The organism is Armatimonadota bacterium (genome assembly GCA_031459715.1).
GTDB lineage: Bacteria > Sysuimicrobiota > Sysuimicrobiia > Sysuimicrobiales > Humicultoraceae > Humicultor > Humicultor tengchongensis.
In genome coordinates, this window is the sequence record JAVKIA010000014.1 from 40153 (window position 1) to 58049 (window position 17897).

The 17897-nt window shown below is 69.7% G+C and carries 17 protein-coding genes and 1 tRNA gene; 3 read left to right on the forward strand and 15 right to left on the reverse strand.

Annotation, left to right across the window (positions count from 1 at the left end):
• Window positions 1–112 precede the first annotated feature (112 nt).
• The 6 genes from QN152_07180 to QN152_07205 all read right to left on the reverse strand — a co-directional run bounded on the left by QN152_07180 (window position 113) and on the right by QN152_07205 (window position 6836).
• A complete protein-coding gene (locus tag QN152_07180; protein ID MDR7539301.1) occupies window positions 113–400 on the reverse strand; it encodes an HU family DNA-binding protein in 288 nt (95 codons plus the stop codon).
• Between the two features lie 624 nt (window positions 401–1024).
• Window positions 1025–1100 (reverse strand) — tRNA-Arg (locus tag QN152_07185).
• Between the two features lie 10 nt (window positions 1101–1110).
• Window positions 1111–4266: an efflux RND transporter permease subunit gene (locus QN152_07190; protein ID MDR7539302.1), complete on the reverse strand. Its 3156-nt coding sequence runs from the start codon at window positions 4264–4266 to the stop codon at window positions 1111–1113.
• Complete coding sequence (locus QN152_07195) at window positions 4266–5624, reverse strand: efflux RND transporter periplasmic adaptor subunit (GenBank protein MDR7539303.1); 1359 nt, start codon at window positions 5622–5624, stop codon at window positions 4266–4268. The genes QN152_07190 and QN152_07195 overlap by 1 nt, the downstream gene beginning before the upstream one ends.
• A complete protein-coding gene (locus QN152_07200) occupies window positions 5621–6286 on the reverse strand; it encodes a TetR/AcrR family transcriptional regulator (GenBank protein MDR7539304.1) in 666 nt (221 codons plus the stop codon). Before QN152_07200 ends, QN152_07195 begins: the two co-directional genes overlap by 4 nt.
• 118 nt (window positions 6287–6404) lie before the next feature.
• On the reverse strand, window positions 6405–6836 hold the full coding sequence (locus tag QN152_07205) for a DinB family protein (protein MDR7539305.1): 432 nt from the start codon (window positions 6834–6836) through the stop codon (window positions 6405–6407).
• Window positions 6837–7040: 204 nt separating this feature from the next.
• On the opposite strand from QN152_07205, the gene QN152_07210 reads away from it, so the two are divergent.
• Complete coding sequence (locus tag QN152_07210; GenBank protein ID MDR7539306.1) at window positions 7041–7736, forward strand: MarR family transcriptional regulator; 696 nt, start codon at window positions 7041–7043, stop codon at window positions 7734–7736.
• On the forward strand, window positions 7733–8317 hold the full coding sequence (locus tag QN152_07215) for a protoglobin domain-containing protein (GenBank protein MDR7539307.1): 585 nt from the start codon (window positions 7733–7735) through the stop codon (window positions 8315–8317). The genes QN152_07210 and QN152_07215 overlap by 4 nt, the downstream gene beginning before the upstream one ends.
• A gap of 46 nt (window positions 8318–8363) precedes the next feature.
• Here QN152_07215 and QN152_07220 read toward each other — a convergent pair whose 3' ends face one another.
• The 8 genes from QN152_07220 to QN152_07255 form a co-directional block, all read right to left on the reverse strand.
• Window positions 8364–9086 carry a 2-phosphosulfolactate phosphatase gene (locus tag QN152_07220; protein MDR7539308.1) on the reverse strand — a complete coding sequence of 241 codons (723 nt, stop codon included), beginning with the start codon at window positions 9084–9086 and terminating at the stop codon, window positions 8364–8366.
• Window positions 9083–10222 (reverse strand): M48 family metalloprotease, encoded by a 1140-nt coding sequence (locus QN152_07225; GenBank protein MDR7539309.1) that lies wholly within the window; start codon window positions 10220–10222, stop codon window positions 9083–9085. Before QN152_07225 ends, QN152_07220 begins: the two co-directional genes overlap by 4 nt.
• Window positions 10219–11001 carry a TatD family hydrolase gene (locus tag QN152_07230; GenBank protein MDR7539310.1) on the reverse strand — a complete coding sequence of 261 codons (783 nt, stop codon included), beginning with the start codon at window positions 10999–11001 and terminating at the stop codon, window positions 10219–10221. The genes QN152_07225 and QN152_07230 overlap by 4 nt, the downstream gene beginning before the upstream one ends.
• Before the next feature lie 88 nt (window positions 11002–11089).
• On the reverse strand, window positions 11090–11416 hold the full coding sequence (metG, locus tag QN152_07235; protein ID MDR7539311.1) for a methionine--tRNA ligase subunit beta: 327 nt from the start codon (window positions 11414–11416) through the stop codon (window positions 11090–11092).
• A 44-nt stretch (window positions 11417–11460) separates the two neighbouring features.
• Window positions 11461–13038: a methionine--tRNA ligase gene (gene metG / locus QN152_07240; GenBank protein ID MDR7539312.1), complete on the reverse strand. Its 1578-nt coding sequence runs from the start codon at window positions 13036–13038 to the stop codon at window positions 11461–11463.
• Window positions 13039–13047: 9 nt separating this feature from the next.
• Complete coding sequence (locus tag QN152_07245) at window positions 13048–14160, reverse strand: hypothetical protein (protein ID MDR7539313.1); 1113 nt, start codon at window positions 14158–14160, stop codon at window positions 13048–13050.
• 5 nt (window positions 14161–14165) lie between these two features.
• The gene (locus QN152_07250) at window positions 14166–15110 is read right to left on the reverse strand and encodes a uroporphyrinogen decarboxylase family protein (protein ID MDR7539314.1); all 945 of its coding nucleotides are present in this window, start codon (window positions 15108–15110) and stop codon (window positions 14166–14168) included.
• Window positions 15111–15536: 426 nt separating this feature from the next.
• Window positions 15537–15947 carry a carboxymuconolactone decarboxylase family protein gene (locus QN152_07255; protein ID MDR7539315.1) on the reverse strand — a complete coding sequence of 137 codons (411 nt, stop codon included), beginning with the start codon at window positions 15945–15947 and terminating at the stop codon, window positions 15537–15539.
• A gap of 98 nt (window positions 15948–16045) precedes the next feature.
• Here QN152_07255 and QN152_07260 point away from each other — a divergent pair, with 98 nt between their 5' ends.
• Window positions 16046–16984 (forward strand): MBL fold metallo-hydrolase, encoded by a 939-nt coding sequence (locus QN152_07260; GenBank protein MDR7539316.1) that lies wholly within the window; start codon window positions 16046–16048, stop codon window positions 16982–16984.
• A gap of 38 nt (window positions 16985–17022) precedes the next feature.
• Here QN152_07260 and QN152_07265 read toward each other — a convergent pair.
• A partial coding sequence (locus QN152_07265) for a dihydrodipicolinate synthase family protein (GenBank protein MDR7539317.1) occupies window positions 17023–17897 on the reverse strand: 875 nt, incomplete at its 5' end.

Below are 17897 nucleotides of genomic sequence, written 5' to 3' on the forward strand. Positions count from 1 at the left end.
GGCCATACGGACGGGCAGGGCGCTTCAGGAAGCGCCCTGCCGCAGATTTGCTTCGCTGCCCCTTACCCCGCGTACTGGCCGCTTACTCGCTTGCCCACCGCGGACCCACCTACTACCGGCCGCCCAGGATGGCGTCCTTGGCCGCCTTGGCCACGCGGAAGCGGACCACGCGACGGGCGGGGATGCGGATGGGCTCACCGGTGCGGGGGTTGCGCCCCATCCGCGCCTTGCGGTTGACCAGGACCAGCTTGCCGATCCCGGGGATGGTGAAGGAGTTCTTGGCTTCGCGGTAGGCCAGCCGGGCCAGCTCGTCCAGGAACATGTTGGCCTGCTTCTTGGAGACGTCCAGCTTGCCTGCCAGGTAGTCGGCGATCTTGGCCTTCGTCATGGGCTTCGCCATTCACGTCCTCCTCTGCTCGGACTGGTGTACCTGCTGCCTGTCTGGCGTTTCCGCGGCGAGGGCGAAATTCCTGCAGGCGGGCGGGGAAGTCTGCGCCCCCGAGGGCCTTCGCCCAGGAGCACCGCGGCCTGCACCCGCACGGCTACCTCATGCTCCAACCCCCCGCCGAGGTGCTTCCTCCTCCCCGCTGTCTTGAGTAGCATGGAAGGCATGCCCAGCGGCATTGCCTGGCCACCGAGCTGTCCCTGGCGGGCCCCGATGACAACCGGCGGACCTGTAGCGGATCCTCCTATCTCACGGAGCGGTGGGAGTAGTCTGGCAAACGCCTCGTCGGCTGCGAACTGTGCTGGCGGCAGCACGACGAGCCCGGCCACGATCTGCCCATCGTTGCGCCGCACCAGTACGGCCATGGACGACACGCCGACTAGCGCCTCCTGGCGGGCGAACGCTACGCCCTGCGCGATTTCCTGGAGGTACGCGCCGACGCCGGTGATCGTATGGGGTGTCGGCCGGGGCATCCCTACCCGCTCCATGAGCGCGCGGATCTCCGCATCGGGACGTTCGGCCAGGAACAGCTTGCCAATCGCAGAGGGATACTACCGCTAGCAAGATTACCTGCCTATTTGGCGCGCCCGGAGGGACTTGAACCCACGACCTTCGGCTCCGGAGGCCGACGCTCTATCCGCTGAGCTACGGGCGCACTGGCACCATTATAGCGCGTCGCCCCGATCCGCGGCGTCGGGGCCGTTGCTCGCCCCGGCCACCGGCGCGGGACGGGGGACTCCCGCAGGCTGGAGCACCTCCGCCCGGCGGCGGGAGAGGAGGTCGTCCAGGAGGGTGTAGACCACCGGGATGACCAGCAGGGTGAGGAAGGTGGAGGTGGTCATCCCCCCCAGGACGGCTATCCCCAGGGGCCGCCGCCACTCAGCCCCGCTGCTGCCCAGGCCCAGGGCCACCGGCAGCCCGCCCATGATGGAGACCAGCGCCGTCATCAGAATGGGCCGCAGCCGGGTGCGAGCAGCCTCGGCGATGGCCTGCTGTCGGGGGACGCCCTCCCTGCGCCGCTGCACGATGAACTCCACCAGCAGGATGGCGTTGTTCACCACGATGCCTGCCAGCATGATGATCCCCAGCAGCGACATGAGGCTGACAGTGGTACGGGTGACCAGCAGCATGAGGAAGGTGCCCACGGAGGCCAGCGGCACGCTGGCCATGATGATGGCGGGGATGGCCAGGGAGTCGAACTGCACCGCGATGGTCATGAAGACGAACAACGAGCCCAGGGCCAGGGCGAAGAGCATGTCGCCGAAGGTCTCCGTCTGGAGCTGGGCCTCGCCCCCAAAGGTGGCGGTGTAGCCGGGCGGCAGGGCCACCTGGCCCAGCCGGGCCTGGATGTCCCCGACCACGGCGGAGAGGGGGCGTCCCTGCAGCGAGGCGCTGACCAGCGCCAGCCGTTGCCGGTCCTTGCGCTCGATGGCCGCCGGGGCACGCCGGGCCTCCAGCGTGGCCACATCACCCAGACGGATGGGCGCCCCGCCCACCGTACCGATGTGCAGGTTAGCCAGCGCATCCACCGCGTTGCGATCCTCCTCCTGCGACCGCACGACGATGTCCACCTCATCGCCGCCGGACCGGTAACGGGTGGCCTCCACCCCGGCGATGGCCGAGCGCACCTGGAGGCCCACCTGGGCGACGCTCAGGCCCAGCCGGGCCAGCCGCTCCCTGTCCAGCAGGACCTGGACCTCCCGCTTACCCGCGGCCAGGTTGGTGTCCACGTTGGTGGTCCCCGGGGTTTCGCTGACGATCTGCTCCACCTGTCGGGCCAGCCGCTGCAACACCCGGGCATCGGGCCCACGGATCTCCACCTGCACCGGAGCCTCGCCGCCGGTAATGCCCTGCGTCCCTACCTTAATGGTGGCCCCCGGGATCTCCCTGGTGCGCTGCCGTACCTCCGCCATGATCTCGTCCACAGAGCGCCGCTGGCTGCGGTCCACCAGGTTGACGAAGAGCTGCGCCTGCTGGCTGCCCACGCTGCTGAAGGCGAAGACCCCCTCCACACCGCCCACCAGGGCGAAGTGGTTCTCCACCTCAGGCATGGCGGAGAGGAGCGCCTCGATGCGCCGCGTCGCCCGGTCGGTCTGGCGCAGCGAGCTTCCCGGCGGCATGGTCACGGTAATCTGGAACTGGCCGAAGTCCCCGGCCGGGAAGAACTCCTTGCCAATGAGCGGCGAGGCCACCAGGCCCAGGCTGCCCACGAACAGCACGGCGGCCACCGCCAGGACCAGTCCGCGGTGGCCCAGGCCCCAGGCCAGCCAGCCGCTGTAGCGCAGGCTCAACCGCTCGAAGAAGTGGTCCCAGGCGGCCACGGCCCGGGAGAAGCGTCCCTCTCCCGGGCGGCTGCGCCGCAGCCAGCGCGCGGAGAGCATCGGGGTCAGGGTGAAGCCGATGAGGATGCTGAAGAGGTTGGCGAAGACCACGGTCAGCCCGAACTGCCGGAAGAACTGTCCCACCAGGCCGCGGGTGAAGGCGATGGGGATGAAAACGGCGACGTTGGCCAGGTTACTGGCCATGACCGCCAGCTCCACCTCCCGGGCGCCGCGGCGGGCCGCCTCCTCCGGCGTCTGACCCATCTCCAGATGGCGGGTGATGTTCTCGTTGACCACGATGGCGTTGTCGATGAGCAGACCAATGGCGATGGCCAGGGCCAGTAGCGAAAGCACGTTGATGGAGAAGCCGAAGAAGTACATGGGCACGTAGGTGGCCACAATGGCCGCCGGCAGGGCCAGACCGATGATCACCGTGCTGCGCAGGTTGTGCAGGAAGAGGAAGACCACCAGCATGGCCAGCACCGAGCCCAGGATCAGGTTCCCCTGCACGTCTGCCACAGAGTCCTTGATGAAGAGGGAGTCGTCGCGGGCGACGGCGATGCGCACGCCGGCGGGCAGCTGGGGCTGCAGCGCGGCCACCGCCCGGCGGACCCCTTCGGCCACTGCCACCGTGTTGGCCCCGGACTGCTTCTGGATGGAGACACCCACGCTGTCTCTGCCGTTCAGGCGGGTGAACTGCTCCGGCTCCCTGCTGGTATCCCGCACGTCGGCCACGGCCCGCAGCGGGACAGTGGAGCCGTCAGATCGGCGCAGGGGCAACCCCTCGATCTCCTCCGTCGTGGCGAACTGTCCCACCACGCGCACCAGGAACTCCTCGTCCCCTTCCCGGATCCGGCCGGAGGGGACGTTCAGGTTGGCCTGGCGCAAAGCGTCCTCCAGGTGGGCTACGGTCAGCCCTTCGGCCCGCAGGCGGTCCTGCGAGACCTCGATGCGGATCTGCCGCTGCAGCCCGCCGGAGACCGTCACCGCGGCCACTCCCGGCACCCGCTCCAGGGTAGGCTTGATCACCTCCTCCGCCAGCCGGCGCAGGACCAGGGGGTCCGGACCGCTCACGCCCAGGAGCATCACCGGGAGGGCGCTGAAGTTAAATCGCTGCACCACCGGGTCTTCCGCGTCGCGGGGGAAGCGGCCTCGCACCAGGTCTGCCCGCTGCCGCACGTCGGCCACGGCCGTGTCGATGTTGGTCTCCAGGGCAAACTCGATGGCCACCACCGCCAGGCCCTCCTGCGAGATGGAGCGCAGCGTGCGCACCCTTTCCAGTGAGCTCAGCTGCTCCTCCAGGGGCTTGGTGATCAGGGTCTCCACCTCTTCGGGACCCGCGCCGGGGTAGGCCACGGTCACGGTAACAAAGGGGAACTGCACGTTGGGCATCAGCTCCACCGGCAGCCGGCTGTAGGCGATCCCGCCCAGGACCAGCAGGGCGGCGACCAGCACCAGGACCAGGACCGGACGGCGGACGGCCAGACCGGAAAGCGACATCAGCGGCTCCTGTACTGCACGACCTTCACCTTCGCGCCGGGAACGAGCCGATCCGGTCCCAGGACGACCACCAGCTCTCCTGCGCGCAGCCCATCGGTGACCTCCACCCGGCCCGCCGCGGCCAGACCCACGGTGACCGGCCGGGGGTCCACGACGCCGTTCCGCACCACCCAGACCTCGGTGCGGCCGTCGCTGCGGACGGCGGCGCGGGGTACGGTGAGTACCCCCACCCGCCGTTCCACCACCACGCGCCCGCGGACGAAGGTCCCCGGGAGGAGCCCAGCCGGCACTTCCCCCACCAGCCGCAGCCGCACCGCCACCGCCCGGCTGCCGGGCTCCGCCAGTGGTGTGACCGTCTTCACCACCGCCTGAACCTCGCGGCCCGCAGCAACCTCCGGCCGCAGGATGCTCTGCTGGCCGGCCCTGATCAGGACAGCCTCCCGTTCACCGATGGTGACCTCCGCCTCCAGCGCCCTGTCATCGTAGATGACAGCCACCGGCTGGCCGCGGAACTCCCCGGCGGCGGCAAAGTCCCCCGGTGAAACCCTGACCTGCGCCACCCGCCCGGCGAAGGGCGCGCGGATGGTCATCTCCGCCAGCGCCTGCCGGGCTTCCGCCATCACCGCCCTGGCCTGGGCCACCTGCGCCCGCGCCGCCTGCACCTCCTCAGGTCGAGGGCCTGCCTCCACCAGGCTCTGCTGCTGCTGGGCGCTGTGGAGCTGCGCCTGCGCCGAAAGCACCTGGGCCTGCGCAGCCTGCACCTGAGCGCGGGCGCGGTTATGGTCCAGCCGGGCCTGATCCACCTGCGCCTGGGAGACGGCACCGTCCCGCAGGAGTGCCTCCAGGCGCTGCAGGGTAACCTCCGCGGTGGCGGCCGCCACCCGGGCGTGTTCCAGGCTCGTCTGCGCCGCCTCCAGCGCGCTCTCGGCCTGGCGGACCGCCCAGGCCGCCTGGGCCCGCTCCTGCGGGCGGGCACCCGCCTCCAGGAGCGCCACCCGGGCCTGGGCCGCTGCCACCGCGGCCTCCGCCTGTCGCACCCGGAGCGCAGCCTCCGTGGCGTCCAGGACCACCAGCGGCTGCCCGGCACGCACCCGCGCGCCTTCGGTGACCAGGACGCGGGCCACGACCCCGGAGCGGCGGGGGAGAATCTCGGCCATGCGCGCGGAGGTCAGGCTCCCGCTTACCTCCACGGTCCGCTCCAGGGTGGCCCCTTGCACCGGGGCGACTTCCACCGGGATGGCTTCCTCTTCCGCCGGCGCCACCGGCGCCGCCCTGGGCGCGCGCACCCGCCCGGCGGCGATTCCGCCAGCGAGCAGCATCCCCAGCACCAGAACGATCCAGAACCAGCGACGCTTCACGACAGCCTCTCCTTTGCTGAAAAGGTTGCCCTTGCTGAAAAGAGCCCGGCGAGCTCGTCGGGCAGCAGCGGCGTAGCTGCCAGGCCGTTTAACAGCACATCCATGACGTTTCGCGCCACCTCCGCAGCCGTCACCGGCGGCGATGCCAGCACGTAGCCGGCGCTGAGGATGTCGGTCACCACGCACAGCGCCTGCGCGGAAAGGACCGGGTCCACCGGCTTGAACTCCCCGCCGGCGATCCCCTGCTGCAGCACGGCGGCGAAGAGGGCCATCTCCTCCCGGCGGTGCCGGGCAATGGCGGCACTGACCGGCCGTCGCTCCCCCGCCCGCCACTGCTCCCGCACCAGCATGCGCAGCAGGTCGACGTGCTCCCGGGCGAACTCCAGGTGGAGCAGAAGGATGCGTGCCAGCCGCACTCTGGCCGGTCCTTCCCGGGGGATGCGCCGCATGGCGGCCGTCAGGGCGGCGATCCCTGCATCCAGCAGCTCCCGGTAAAGGTGGCGCTTGTCCCGGAAATGATGGTAGATGGCCGCTTTGGAGACCCCCGCCGCCAGGGCGATCTCCCGCATGGAGGTCCCGGCGAATCCCCGCTGCGCAAAGAGGCGACGCGCCGCGGCCAGAATGGCCGGACGGGCAGAGGGAGAGAGGAGGGAACGCGGCATAAGATGGCCGTCCTGCGGCTCCGGTACAAGCGCACTTCTGACCGACCGGTCGGTAAGACAGCTTATTATGGTGTGCGGGCCGGCAAGTTGTCAACCGCTGGGTCTGCCCTGGGCTCGGTTATCCCCCGAAGGACCGCGCGGCGCGCGATTTCATCGTGCTGATCTGGAAAGCATGCCCGGCCTCGTGCTCCAAGAGGTGAAAGACCACCCACTCCGGCGTCACTGCGTAGTCAACGTTGGCGGGGCTGCGCGGGCGCCTCCACTCCGCGAGGGAGAGTCCGCGGAAGACCTCAAGAAAGATGGCTCGACTGCGCTCCAGGCGGGAGAGGTGTTCGGCCAGCGGAACAGACAGGACCCGAGTCAACCGGCCTGTGGCATCAGCCATTTCAAATGGAAACCACGCCGCGACACGGGAAGGAAAGTTCTGCTGCAGGTCCAGCCCTTGCACCAATCCGACAGTCCTGCGGCGAACCTCCTGCATCGCCCACAGCCAGCGCCCGACTTCAGGCTCGTACCCCAGTAGAGGCGAGACCTGCAGCATCTCTCGCATTCCCTCGGGCCCTCCTCCGACGTCAGGTCACTGAATCATGATGGCAGGCTCGCCCGCTCGCCGTCCAGCCCGCCACTTCTGCCCGACCCGTGACCGGTTGACAAGGGAGCATTCTCGCTGTAGATTACTTAGGACTCCTAACTAAATCCCGAAGTCATGGCACGGCAACCCTTCAACACTCGTACCGATCCCCCGGCGGGGCGCGTGACCACTGGGTTGATGAAGGTGGGACTCGCTCTCAAGCACCAGGCTTGGCGCCAGGCCGCCCGTAGGGGGCTGTCGCCAACGCAGGCGCAGATTCTCACACTCCTGGTAGCCTCGGACCGCGAGCTGCGCCTTGCGGAGGTGGCCTACCGGCTCGCGGTCGCCGCCGCAACCGCCAGCGAGGCGGTGGATACGCTGGTGCGGAAGGGTCTGGTGGACAAGAAGCGGGACGCAGCGGACGGGCGTGCTGTGGCGGTGAGACTCACGGCGGCCGGGCGGAAGGCGGCCGACTGTGTAGCCGGGTGGCCCGACTTCCTGCTGCAGGCGGCCGGTGCCCTCACCCCGCCTGAACAGGCCGTCTTCCTCCGCGGGCTCACCAAGATGATCCGCATGCTGCAAGAACGAGGGCAGATCCCGGTCGCCCGGATGTGTGTTACCTGCCGCTTCTTCCAGCCGAACGTGCACCGGGACTCCGACCGCCCGCACCACTGTGCCTTCGTCGACGCCCCCTTCGGCGACCGGCACCTGCGGCTGGACTGCCCCGACCACCAGCCAGCAGACGCCCGGCAGCGCAACGAGGCGTGGAAACGGTTCGCGACTGCAGAGCCCGGCCCAGAGTTCCATCACCGTGCTGAGCCCAAGCCTGAGGCCGTGACGGGGAAGGCAAGACTACTCAAAGGAGGGATGAAGCGATGAAGGACGCCGCCATTCCAGGATACACTTACGGAACGGTGAAACGGTCCCCGGTAGGGCTTGAGGATCTGGACCTCCTCAAGCAAAGCGTGCTCTTTAGCAGGGAGGATGAGACATACCTGCGCATGGCGGGACAAGTGCTGTCCGACCAGGTGGAGGAGATCCTGGACCTGTGGTACGGGTTTGTCGGATCGCACCCCCACCTTGTCTACTACTTCGCCGGACCCGACGGAAAGCCTGACCCGACCTACCTGAGCGCAGTACGCAGGCGGTTCGGCCAGTGGATCCTGGACACCTGCAACCGCCCCTACGATCAGGACTGGTTGAATTACCAGCACGAGATCGGTCTGCGCCACCACCGGAGCAAGAAGAACCAGACCGACAGGGTGCAGTCGGTGCCCAACATCGCCCACCGATACCTGGTCGCCTTCATCTATCCGATCACGGCGACCATCAAGCCCTTCCTGGCAAAGAAGGGGCACAGCGCCGATGAGGTGGAGAAGATGCACCAGGCCTGGTTCAAATCCCTGGTGATGCAGGTGGCGCTGTGGAGCTATCCCTACGTCCGCGAAGGCGACTGGTAGGCCCGCCTCGACGAAGCCTCCGCCGTGAACCCCTGGGCCCTGAGAATCAGAGCGCCGGCAGGAGGAGCAGATCCCGGCCCAGGCAGGGTACCACGGCGGAACGGTCCACGGCGGCGGCGTAGATCACATCCTGCTCCAGCCCAAGTCGCAGCAGGCTCTGCCCCGCCGCGCTGCGGCGCAGCAGGCGCAGCGGGTCAGGCTCGGCGGCGGCCAGCAGGCGCGCGGCCTGCGCTCCGTCGGTGAGCTGCAGGTCGCCGAGGTCGGAGAGCCGCTGCACCAGCACGCCTGCGGTGTAGAGGTCGTCGATGCCGAAGCCGCCGGGGTTCTCCGCCCGGCCGGCACAGAGCACGACGATGCCGGCCTCCCGGGAGGCCTCCCAGGCCGCGTGCGCCGCTGCCCTGGCATTGCGCAGGCAGGCCACCAGGACCGCATCGGCGGTCGCTGCGGCGTGCAGTGCCGGGGCGCCGTTGGTCGTGGCGAAGATGACCTCCCGTCCACCCAGCGGCGCCGCGGCCAGCTCCACCGGGGAGTTCCCGTAGTCGAAGTCGGGCGGGGGCAGGCCGCCTTCCTCGCCCACAAGCAGGGGCCGCGGATCCCTCGCCGCGGCACGGCGGGCTGCCGCGACGGAGAAGGCCAGGTGGATCGCCGCACACCCCCTCTCCACCAGGGTCACCAGCGAGGTGCTGGCGCGCAGCACGTCCACCACCAGGGCCACCCCCTGCACAGGAGCGAGCCCCGGGCGCAGGGCGACGTCGACGTGCCGCCTCACCCGCCGAGCTTGCGGCGGCGCAGGTCCTCTTCCATGGCCGCCCGCAGCTTCGCGTGGATGGCCAGGGCCAGATCGCGCACCGTCGTCCCGTTCCACTGGGCGTCGCGCGCCGTCAGAGTGAGGATGGTGGTACCCCGGGCCACCACCGACCAGGTCCCCCCATGGGAGCTCACGCCGACCTCGAAGGAACGCAGCTCCGCGTTGAACAACCGGTCCAGGCGCGCGGCCGCCTCGCGTACCCGTGCCAGGTCCGGCAGCCGCAGCACCACCGAGTCGTTCACCAGCAGCTCTCCCCCGGCGGCGCCCCGGTCCCTGACCTCGCGCACCAATAGCTGCAGGTAGTTGGCCGCGATGCGCCGCACCAGGGGAATGCCCCGCCGTCGCAGCTCAGCCTCGATGTAGGCCACTCGTTCCGCCGTCCTGGGGTGGTCGGCCCAGGCGCCGGGATCGAGGCCCGCCCGGTACTGCTCCTCCCGGGCGAAGCGCTCCATCAGGGTGAGGAGCCCCACGGGTGCGTATGCCGTCTGCTGCAGGTAGGTGATGGCGGTCAGGTCAGCGTCGCGCTCCAGGTCCCGGCTGTAGTGCGCCAGGACGCTGATGCTGGCCAGGTTGACCCCCTGCGCCACCTGCGGGTCCCGCGTCAGCGCGGCGACCAGGATGGTCAGCAGCGCGGCGCGGTTGCGCCGCCGCAGCATCTCCATACCGTGGCCGTGGGCCACGTGCGCGATTTCATGCGCCACGATGGCCGCCAGCTCGTGGTCGCTGCGGACGAAAGCAAACATCGGCCTGGTCATGTAGATAATCCCCCCGGGCAGGGAGACTGCGTTGGGCACATCCGCCTCCAGCACCTTGAAGACATAGCTTACGCCTTCGCGGTCCGAGACGGGCACCAGGTCCGCAGCGATCCGCAGCAGGCGCTCGTTAAGGACGGCATCCTTGACCGGCGGGTGGCGGGCTTCAAGCTGTGCGGCCAGCTGACGCCCCAGGCGGATCTCCTCCGCGCTGGGAGGAGCTGCGGCGCCACCGGCCACCTCCGCCAGGAACAGCACCACCAGCAGCGCCGCAGCCTGAGCTGCCGCCACCCGGCTCAGGCCCGCGCCTCCACCCGGCGTGGGGCCCGCCTCCGCCCGGCTCACATCAGCGCCTCCACCCGGCTCAGGCGGAAGGCCCGCGCCGCATTGGCCGTAGTGGCTGCCGCCACCTCCGCCAGGGCAATCCCCCGCAGGTCAGCCAGGCGCTCCGCCACCACCCGGACGCGCGCCGGCTCATTGCGCCGGCCGCGGAAGGGGTGGGGGGAGAGGTAGGGAGCGTCGGTTTCCAGAAGGATCCGGTCCATGGGCGCATCCCGCGCCACCTCCAACGGCCGGCGGGCTCCGGGGAAGGTCAGCGGTCCGGCGAACGAGAGGTAGTGGCCCCGCCGCACGCACTCCCGCGCCACCTGCGGCGAGCCGGAGAAGGCATGGAAGACGCAGGTCACCCCCGGGAACTCCTCCAGCAGAGCCAGGACGTCCGCGTAGGCGTCCCGGCAGTGGATGACCACGGGCAGCCCGCTGCGGCCGGCCAGCTGCAGGTGTGCGCGGAAGAGCGCGGCCTGGGCGGGACGGGGGGCGAAGTCCCGGTAGTAATCCAGGCCGGTTTCCCCCAGGGCCACCACCCGAGGATGTTCGGTCCACGGTACCAGCCCGTCGACCGCCTCCGGTGAGACGGCTCCGGCCTCGTGCGGGTGGATCCCCACCACCGCCCAAACCTGCGGATACTGCTCGGCCAGCACCACGACCTGCGCGCAGGAGGTCAGGTCGGTGCCGATGGCCACCACCGCGGTCACGCCGGCGGCGGCGGCCCGGCTCAATACGGCGGGCAGGTCGTCGGCGAAGGATTCATCGTCCAGGTGGGCGTGCGTGTCCACCAGCTCCACGGTCGTCTCCTATCCTACCATCAGGAGGGGTGACCAATGGGGATCGCAGGCCTGAGTGTGCTATGTGCAGCCCGGTGTCGACGGTACCTCAGGTGATCCGCGCGCCCGAGGGCGCCTCCCGGTCCACAGTGAGCAGGCCGATCTCACCGTCCCACTCCGCGGCTAGGAGCATTCCCTGCGATTCCACACCTCTTACCCGCCGCGGCTGCAGGTTGGCCAGGACGATGATACGCCGGCCGACCAGGTCCACCGGCCGGTAGAGGGGGTAGAGCCCGGTGATCAGGCGGCGCACCTCGCCGCCGATGTCCACCTCCAGCTCGATGAGCTTGTCCGTGTTGGGAACGCGGGTAGCCGAGAGCACCTCAGCCACCCGGATGTCCAGCCGCCTGAACTCGTCGATGCTGATGTAGTCCACGCTGCAGTCTCCTCCGTCTCCCCGGGCCCATCCCCCGGCCTTCCTTACCGCACCACCGCGGGCCGTTCGATCCGAGGGAAAATGGGTGCGCCCGGGCGAATGCGCGCTCCCGGGGGCAGGCCACCCCAGCGGACGGACTGCGGCAACCGCTGCTCCGCCAGCGGGCGGGGTACCCCCAGCTGCTCCCACGCCCTGGCGCTGGCCGTGACCAGCCAGGGGGAAAGCAGGACCGAGGCGATGCGCACCGCCTCCAGGGTATTGTAGAGGATGGTCCCGGCACGCCGTGTTCGCCCCTCCCGCAGGTGGCGCCACGGCGCCTCCTCGTCCAGGTACTTGTTGGCCGTCCCCAGGATCTGCCAGATCGCCTCCAGCCCCCCACGGAAGTCCAGGCGGTCGATGTGCCCTTCCACTGCACCCGCCGCCGTCGCCACCGTCTCCCGCAGTGACGCATCTCCGCCCTGTTCCGCACCGGGCTCGGGGACCTGCCCCTGGAAGTGGCGCTGCACCAGCGCCAGGGTGCGGTGCAGGAGGTTGCCGTAGTCGTTGGCCAGGTCGGCGTTGAAGCGATGCACCAGGGCGGGCTTGTTGAAGTCGCCGTCCTGCCCGAAGGGGATCTCCCGCAGCAGGAAGTAGCGCAGGGCATCCACCGCCACGCCCACCTCCGCGCCGGATGCGCGGGCCAGCTCCTCGCTGAGCGCCCGCGGGTCGATGACGATTCCCAGGGACTTGCTGAAGCGTTGCCCGCCGAAGGTCAGCCAGCCGTGGGCGAAGGTCTGCCGCGGGACGGTGATCCCCGCCGCGTGCAGGAGGATGGGCCAGATCACCGCGTGGAAGCGCACGATTTCCCGGCCCACCAGGTGCACGTCGGCGGGCCAGTAGCGGTGAAACTTCTCAGCATCCTCCCCATAGCCGAGGGCGGAGATGTAGTTGGTCAGAGCGTCGATCCAGACGTAGATGACGTGCCGCGGGTCGAAGGGCACGGGCACGCCCCAGGTGAAGGTGGAGCGGCTCACGGCGATGTCCTTCAGCCCGGCGCGGACGAAGGCCAGGACCTCGTTGCGCGGCCCCTCGGGAGCCACGGCCGTTGGATGGTGCTCCAGGTAGTCGAGCAGCCAGGGGCCGTAGCGGGAGAGGCGGAAGAGGTACGACTCCTCCGCCAGCCACTCCACCGGCCGACCGGTGTGGACGGGGCAGGTGTGCTCGGGCCCCAGCTCCCCCTGGGTATAGAACGTCTCGCAGGCGGTGCAGTACCACCCCTGATAGGTCCCCAGGTAGATATCGCCCTGCTGGTAGAGCTGCTGGAAGATGGCCGCCGCCACCCTCTTGTGCCGCGGCTCTGTGGTCCGGATGAAGTCGTCGTTGGAGATCTGCAGGAACGCCCAGAGGCGGCGGAACTCCCCGGCGATGCGGTCCACCCATTCCTGCGGCGAGACCCCGTGCTCCTCGGCCACCCGCAGGTTCTTGATCCCGTGCTCGTCGGTGCCAGTGAGGAAGAAGACGTCGTAGCCGGCCAGGCGTTTGAAGCGCGCGGCCACATCCGCAGCGATGGTGGTATAGGCGTGTCCGATGTGCGGCACGTCGTTGACGTAGTAGATGGGCGTGGTGATGTAGTAAGTGCGCACGGTTCCCTCCTACGCCCCCAGCGCCTCCCGCGCCAGGCGGGCGCCGGTCACCATGTTCTGCAGCTTGGCGAAGGCCACATCCCAGGAGCGTGTGCGCAGCCCGCAGTCCGGGTTCACCCAGATGCGCTCCGGCCCCAGCACCGTCGCCGCCTGCAGGATCTTCTCCTGCACCTCCTGGGGTGTCTCGATGACGTCGGAGTGGACGTCGATGACGCCCAGGCCGATCTGCCGCCGGTCGCCGAACTCCTGGAAGAGGCTGACGATGTTGTAGTCGCCGGTGTTCTTGAACTCCAAGGTGAGCATCTGTGCGCGCAACTCCAGGATGTGCGGGTACAGCGCCCGGTAGTTGCTGTAGCAAATGTGGATGCTGATCCTGGCGCCCACCCCCTCCGTGGCCGCGTTGAACGCCTCCACCAGGATGGGCACCTCGTCCTGGTGGGTGGCCGCGGCCGGCTCGTCGATCTGGATCCAGTCCGCTCCCGCTGCCACCAGCGCTAGCAGCGTGGGGCGCAGGGCCCGGGTGGCCAGGTCCATGGTGAACCGTCGCTTGGCTTCGTAGTTGCGCCGCCGCAGGTCGGGGATGTCGCCCACCGTACGCAGGTAGTACTCGTTGAACGACCAGTCCGCCAGGGTGTATGGCCCCGTGACCGGCACCTTCACCGGGCGCCGGGCATGCTGCTTGACGAAACGCAGCTCGTCCAGGTGAAACGGCTCGCGCAGCTGCACGCGGTCCACCACCGCCGCCTTGCGGTAGTAGCGGTTGTCGAAGGAGCGGACATGCCCGTAGAACTGGAAGCCGTCGATACGGCGCACCGGATACTCGTACATCTCCACGCGCCGCGCCTCGCCGTCGTAGACCACGTCCAGGCCGGCCGCCTCCAGGAAGCGGATGGCAAACAGCGCCCCCCAGTCGCGGATCGCCTCTCTGGCCCCCTGGCTGCGCTCCCCGCCTGCGGTGAGGAGGCGGCGCAGCTCGTCTGTTCCCTCGATCTGCAGGCGAGCGGCCCAGGTCTCCAGCTCGGCCAGATCTTCCGGCGACGGGCGCACGCCGCGGATGCCCTTGACCAGCCAGGCGGGTTTGGCCAGACTGCCGATCTCCTGCGTCGGAAAGAGTTGTGGCATCGCCCTCACCCCACCAACCGTGTGACCTCCGCCAGCCGCCGGACCTTGGCCACGGCCACCTCGTACGGCAGAAACTCCAGGTCACAGCTGGGCACCACCGCCACCTGCGCGGCGCGCAGCCGCTCGGCCACCCGGCGCACGGTCGCCGCGGTCTGCTGCGGTTCCTCCAGCAGGGAGTTGCGGCCGTCCAGGGCTCCCAGTAGCACGACCTTGTCCCGCGCGTCGCCCACCAGGCGGTCAACCTCCGTGGCGAAGAGGTCGAAGCCGACCTCCTGCACCGGGAAGTGCAGCAGCCCGGGCAGCAGCGGTGCAGCGTCGCCAAAGAAGGTGTAAAGGGCAGTGCGCACGGGCAGGCCGTCGACCACGCGGGCCAGCGCCTGCTGTGCCAGCGGCAGGGCGTCCTCCCGCGGTCGGGCCACCAGCACCGGGTCTGAGAACTGGATATACTGGCAGCCGGCCTCCACCAGGCTGACCGCCTCTGCCCGCAGCACCTCCGCGACGTCGCCCAGCAGGGCCTGCTCGTCCCCGTAGACCCGGTCCTCGGCCAACAGGGCAAAGGTCCAGGGCGACGGGAGGATGGCCTTCCAGGGCCGCCCCGCCAGGGCCTCCACCGCGGTCCAGCGCAGGACGGCTCCCCCCACGGGCCGCAGCGGGGCCTCGATCACAGGGCGGCGGTAGAAAGCGTTGTTGTCGAACCAGCGGGTCACCGGCCCGGCGTGCACCCCGGGCAGCTCATCCGCCAGCGGCCGCAGCAGGTCCTGCCAGCGGAGCTGACCGTCGGTGACGTAGTGCAGGCCGTGCTCCACCTGCAGCGCCACCAGGCGCTGCGCCTGGTCTGCGAACAGGCGCTCCAGCGCGGACCTGTCCACCCGGCCTCGCTCAAACGCCCGCGTGGCCGCAATCAACTCCTCCGACCGAGAAAAGATACCGCTCAGGTGCGCGAACGCCATCGATTCTCCTCTGGTCCCACCCAGGAACAGCCAACACCAAAGAAAAACCCCTCGCCCGAAGGGCGAGAGGATCTCCCGCGCTACCACCTGGATCTGCGCCGGCCTCGCGGCGCGGCGCCTCAGCGGGTACGTCCGGCCAATTCGGCGGAGATACCCTGGCCCGCTATCGGGAGCACCCGGACGGCGCTACTGACGCGCTCTCGTCCCGCGCCTTCGCCCCGCCTGCTCGGAAGCCATGTTCCCTCCGCCTCCGCCGCCGGCTTGCACCCGCCCGGCTCGCTTGGGACCTGAGCGGAGATACTCCCGCTTCCTCACCGCTTAGGCGCAGTGTAGAAGGCGGCGGTGGGCCCTGTCAAGACGCAAGACAACACCAGCACCATGCCACCGCGGCGTCGGATCAAGAGTGGGGTGATGTGCACAGGGCGGTCAGGGCTGACCACCTCCGTGGCGAAAGGGCTCGTCCACTTCCACCTGGAAACCGTTGGCCAGCGCATTGGTCTGGTTGGCCGTGGCGATCACGGCCAGCAGCTCCGCCAGCATCTCGTCGGTCAGGCCCTTCCTCCGGGCGGCGGCGGTGTGGCTGTTGATGCAGTACTGGCATCCGTTGACCACGCTCACGGCGATGTAGACCATCTCCTTGGTCAGTGGGTCCAGCGCTCCGGGAGCCATCACCGCCTTTACGCTCTCCCAGGTCCGCGCCAGCAGCTCCGGCTGCACGGCCAGCGCCTTCCAGAAGTTGTTCACCCAGTCGGTCTGCCGTGTCCTCATGATGTCGTCGTAGATTTGACGCACCGCGGGACTCGCCGCGTCGTACTCAACCAGGTTGACCGTGGCCATCGTTCCCCTCCTTTCGGGTGCCTCCTGTCGCATCTCTTCTGCGCCCACTCCAGCACACATTCCTGTGCTATCGTAGTCGCGAAACGGGAGGGTGACCGATGGCGCGTATTCAGTGGCTGGCGGACGACCTGGTCCTGATCGACACGGAGTACCTGGGGTCCCCCAACTCCATCGCCGCCTACCTGCTGCTCGGCGACCGGCCGGCGCTTATTGAGACCGGCCCCGCCTCCACCGTGGACGAGGTGCTGGAAGGCGTGCGCGCGGCGGGCCTGCATCCCGAGGCTCTGCAGGCGGCGGCCGTCACGCACATCCACCTGGACCACGCCGGGGCGGCCGGCAGCCTGGCGGGGCGGATCCCCCATCTGCACGTCTACGTCCACCCCATCGGGGCGCCGCACCTGGCCGACCCGACCCGCCTGGTGGCCAGCGCCCGCCGCCTCTACGGGGAAGCGCTGGAGACCCTCTTCGGCCACATCGTCCCGGTGCCGGCAGAGCGGGTGCACGCGGTGCAGGACGGCACGATGCTGGAGTTGGGGAGGCGGCGGCTGCGCCTCCTGGAAACCCCGGGACACGCCACCCACCACCTTGCCTACCTGGACGAGACCTCGGGAGACCTGTTCACCGGCGACGCCGCGGGGATGGTCATGCCCGGATCGCGCTACGTCGCCCCCCCGGTGCCCCCGCCCGACCTGGACTTCGCCGCCTGGCGGGGCAGCATCTCCCGCATGCGGGCGGCCCGCCCGCGCCGCCTCCTGCTCACCCACTTCGGCCCGCACCAGGGGGCGGAGGAGCTTCTCACTCAGCTTCAGGACCGGCTGGACGCCCGTGAACGCTTCGCCGCCGAGATCGCTGCCCAGGGGTGGGATGAGGCGGAGGTGGCCGCCCGCTTCGGCGCTATCGTGGCCACGGAGATGGCGGAGGTGGGGGCGCAGGCACCGGCGAGGGGCTTCGAGGCGGTAATGCCGGCGCGCAACAACGTGCTGGGACTCCTGCACTATGCCACGCGTCGACTTGGACCTGCACGCCCACGGGCCTAGCCCACGGGGCAGGGCAGGCGATCCGGACCCAGGCAGGCTCACCCGCTGGGGCCGGCCTGCAGCAATCCCATTCGGTGCAGCAGCTCCGCCAGCCGGGCGCGGGCCTCGTCGGTGAGGGAGACAGCCGGGGGGCGCACGGTAGGGTGCTCGATCAGGCCGGCCAGCGTCATCGCCTCCTTCACCACGACGAAGAAGGGAGCGCCCAGGTCGTAGAGGGCGGGGAGGTGGAGACGTTGCCGCATCAGGTCGGCGGCCTCCGCCAGGTCGCCGCGCCGCCAGGCCTCATAGACCGCCACCGAGACCTGCGGCACCACGTTGGCCAGGCCGGGGATGGCTCCGTCGCCGCCCAGCAGCAGCGTGTTCAGCAGGTGATACTCAAATCCGCACAGCACGCTGAAGTCTGGACGCTGCGGGCGGACCAGAGCCAGCACCTGGGCCAGGTGCCCGATGCTGTCCAGCGTCTCCTTGATGCCGGTCAGGTTGGGCAGCTCCTCTGCCAGTCGGGCGATCAAGGCCGGGGGCAGGTTGCGCCCGCTCACCGCCGGAAAGTTGTAGATGAGCACCGGCAGGTCCACCGCCCGGGCCACGGCGCGGTAGTGCATCTGCACCGCGGCGTCGGAAAGGATCCAGTAGTACGGAACGATCACCAGCGCACCTGAGGCTCCCAGCTCCTGGGCCTCGCGGGCGTAGCCGATGACCTCCTCCGTCCCGGTCCCGGCGCAACCTACCAGCACCGGGACGCGACCGCGTGTCTGGTCGACGACGGCCCGGACGACCTGCCGCCGCTCCGCCGCGGTGAGGTGCATCACCTCCCCGGTAGTCCCAAGCGCCAGCAGCCCGTGCACGCCCCCGGCCAGCAGCCGCTCCACGTGCCGCCGCATAGCCTCCTCATCGAAGCGAGCCTGCCGGTCGA

What these genes read in the sequence shown, in the direction of transcription:
- QN152_07180 (MDR7539301.1), bottom strand. Translation starts at nt 400, where the DNA reads ATGGCGAAGCCCATGACGAAGGCCAAGATCGCCGACTACCTGGCAGGC.
- QN152_07190 (MDR7539302.1), bottom strand. Translation starts at nt 4,266, where the DNA reads ATGTCGCTTTCCGGTCTGGCCGTCCGCCGTCCGGTCCTGGTCCTGGTG.
- QN152_07200 (MDR7539304.1), bottom strand. Translation starts at nt 6,286, where the DNA reads ATGCCGCGTTCCCTCCTCTCTCCCTCTGCCCGTCCGGCCATTCTGGCC.
- QN152_07205 (MDR7539305.1), bottom strand. Translation starts at nt 6,836, where the DNA reads ATGCGAGAGATGCTGCAGGTCTCGCCTCTACTGGGGTACGAGCCTGAA.
- QN152_07215 (MDR7539307.1), top strand. Translation starts at nt 7,733, where the DNA reads ATGAAGGACGCCGCCATTCCAGGATACACTTACGGAACGGTGAAACGG.
- QN152_07245 (MDR7539313.1), bottom strand. Translation starts at nt 14,160, where the DNA reads ATGCCACAACTCTTTCCGACGCAGGAGATCGGCAGTCTGGCCAAACCC.
- QN152_07250 (MDR7539314.1), bottom strand. Translation starts at nt 15,110, where the DNA reads ATGGCGTTCGCGCACCTGAGCGGTATCTTTTCTCGGTCGGAGGAGTTG.
- QN152_07255 (MDR7539315.1), bottom strand. Translation starts at nt 15,947, where the DNA reads ATGGCCACGGTCAACCTGGTTGAGTACGACGCGGCGAGTCCCGCGGTG.
- QN152_07260 (MDR7539316.1), top strand. Translation starts at nt 16,046, where the DNA reads ATGGCGCGTATTCAGTGGCTGGCGGACGACCTGGTCCTGATCGACACG.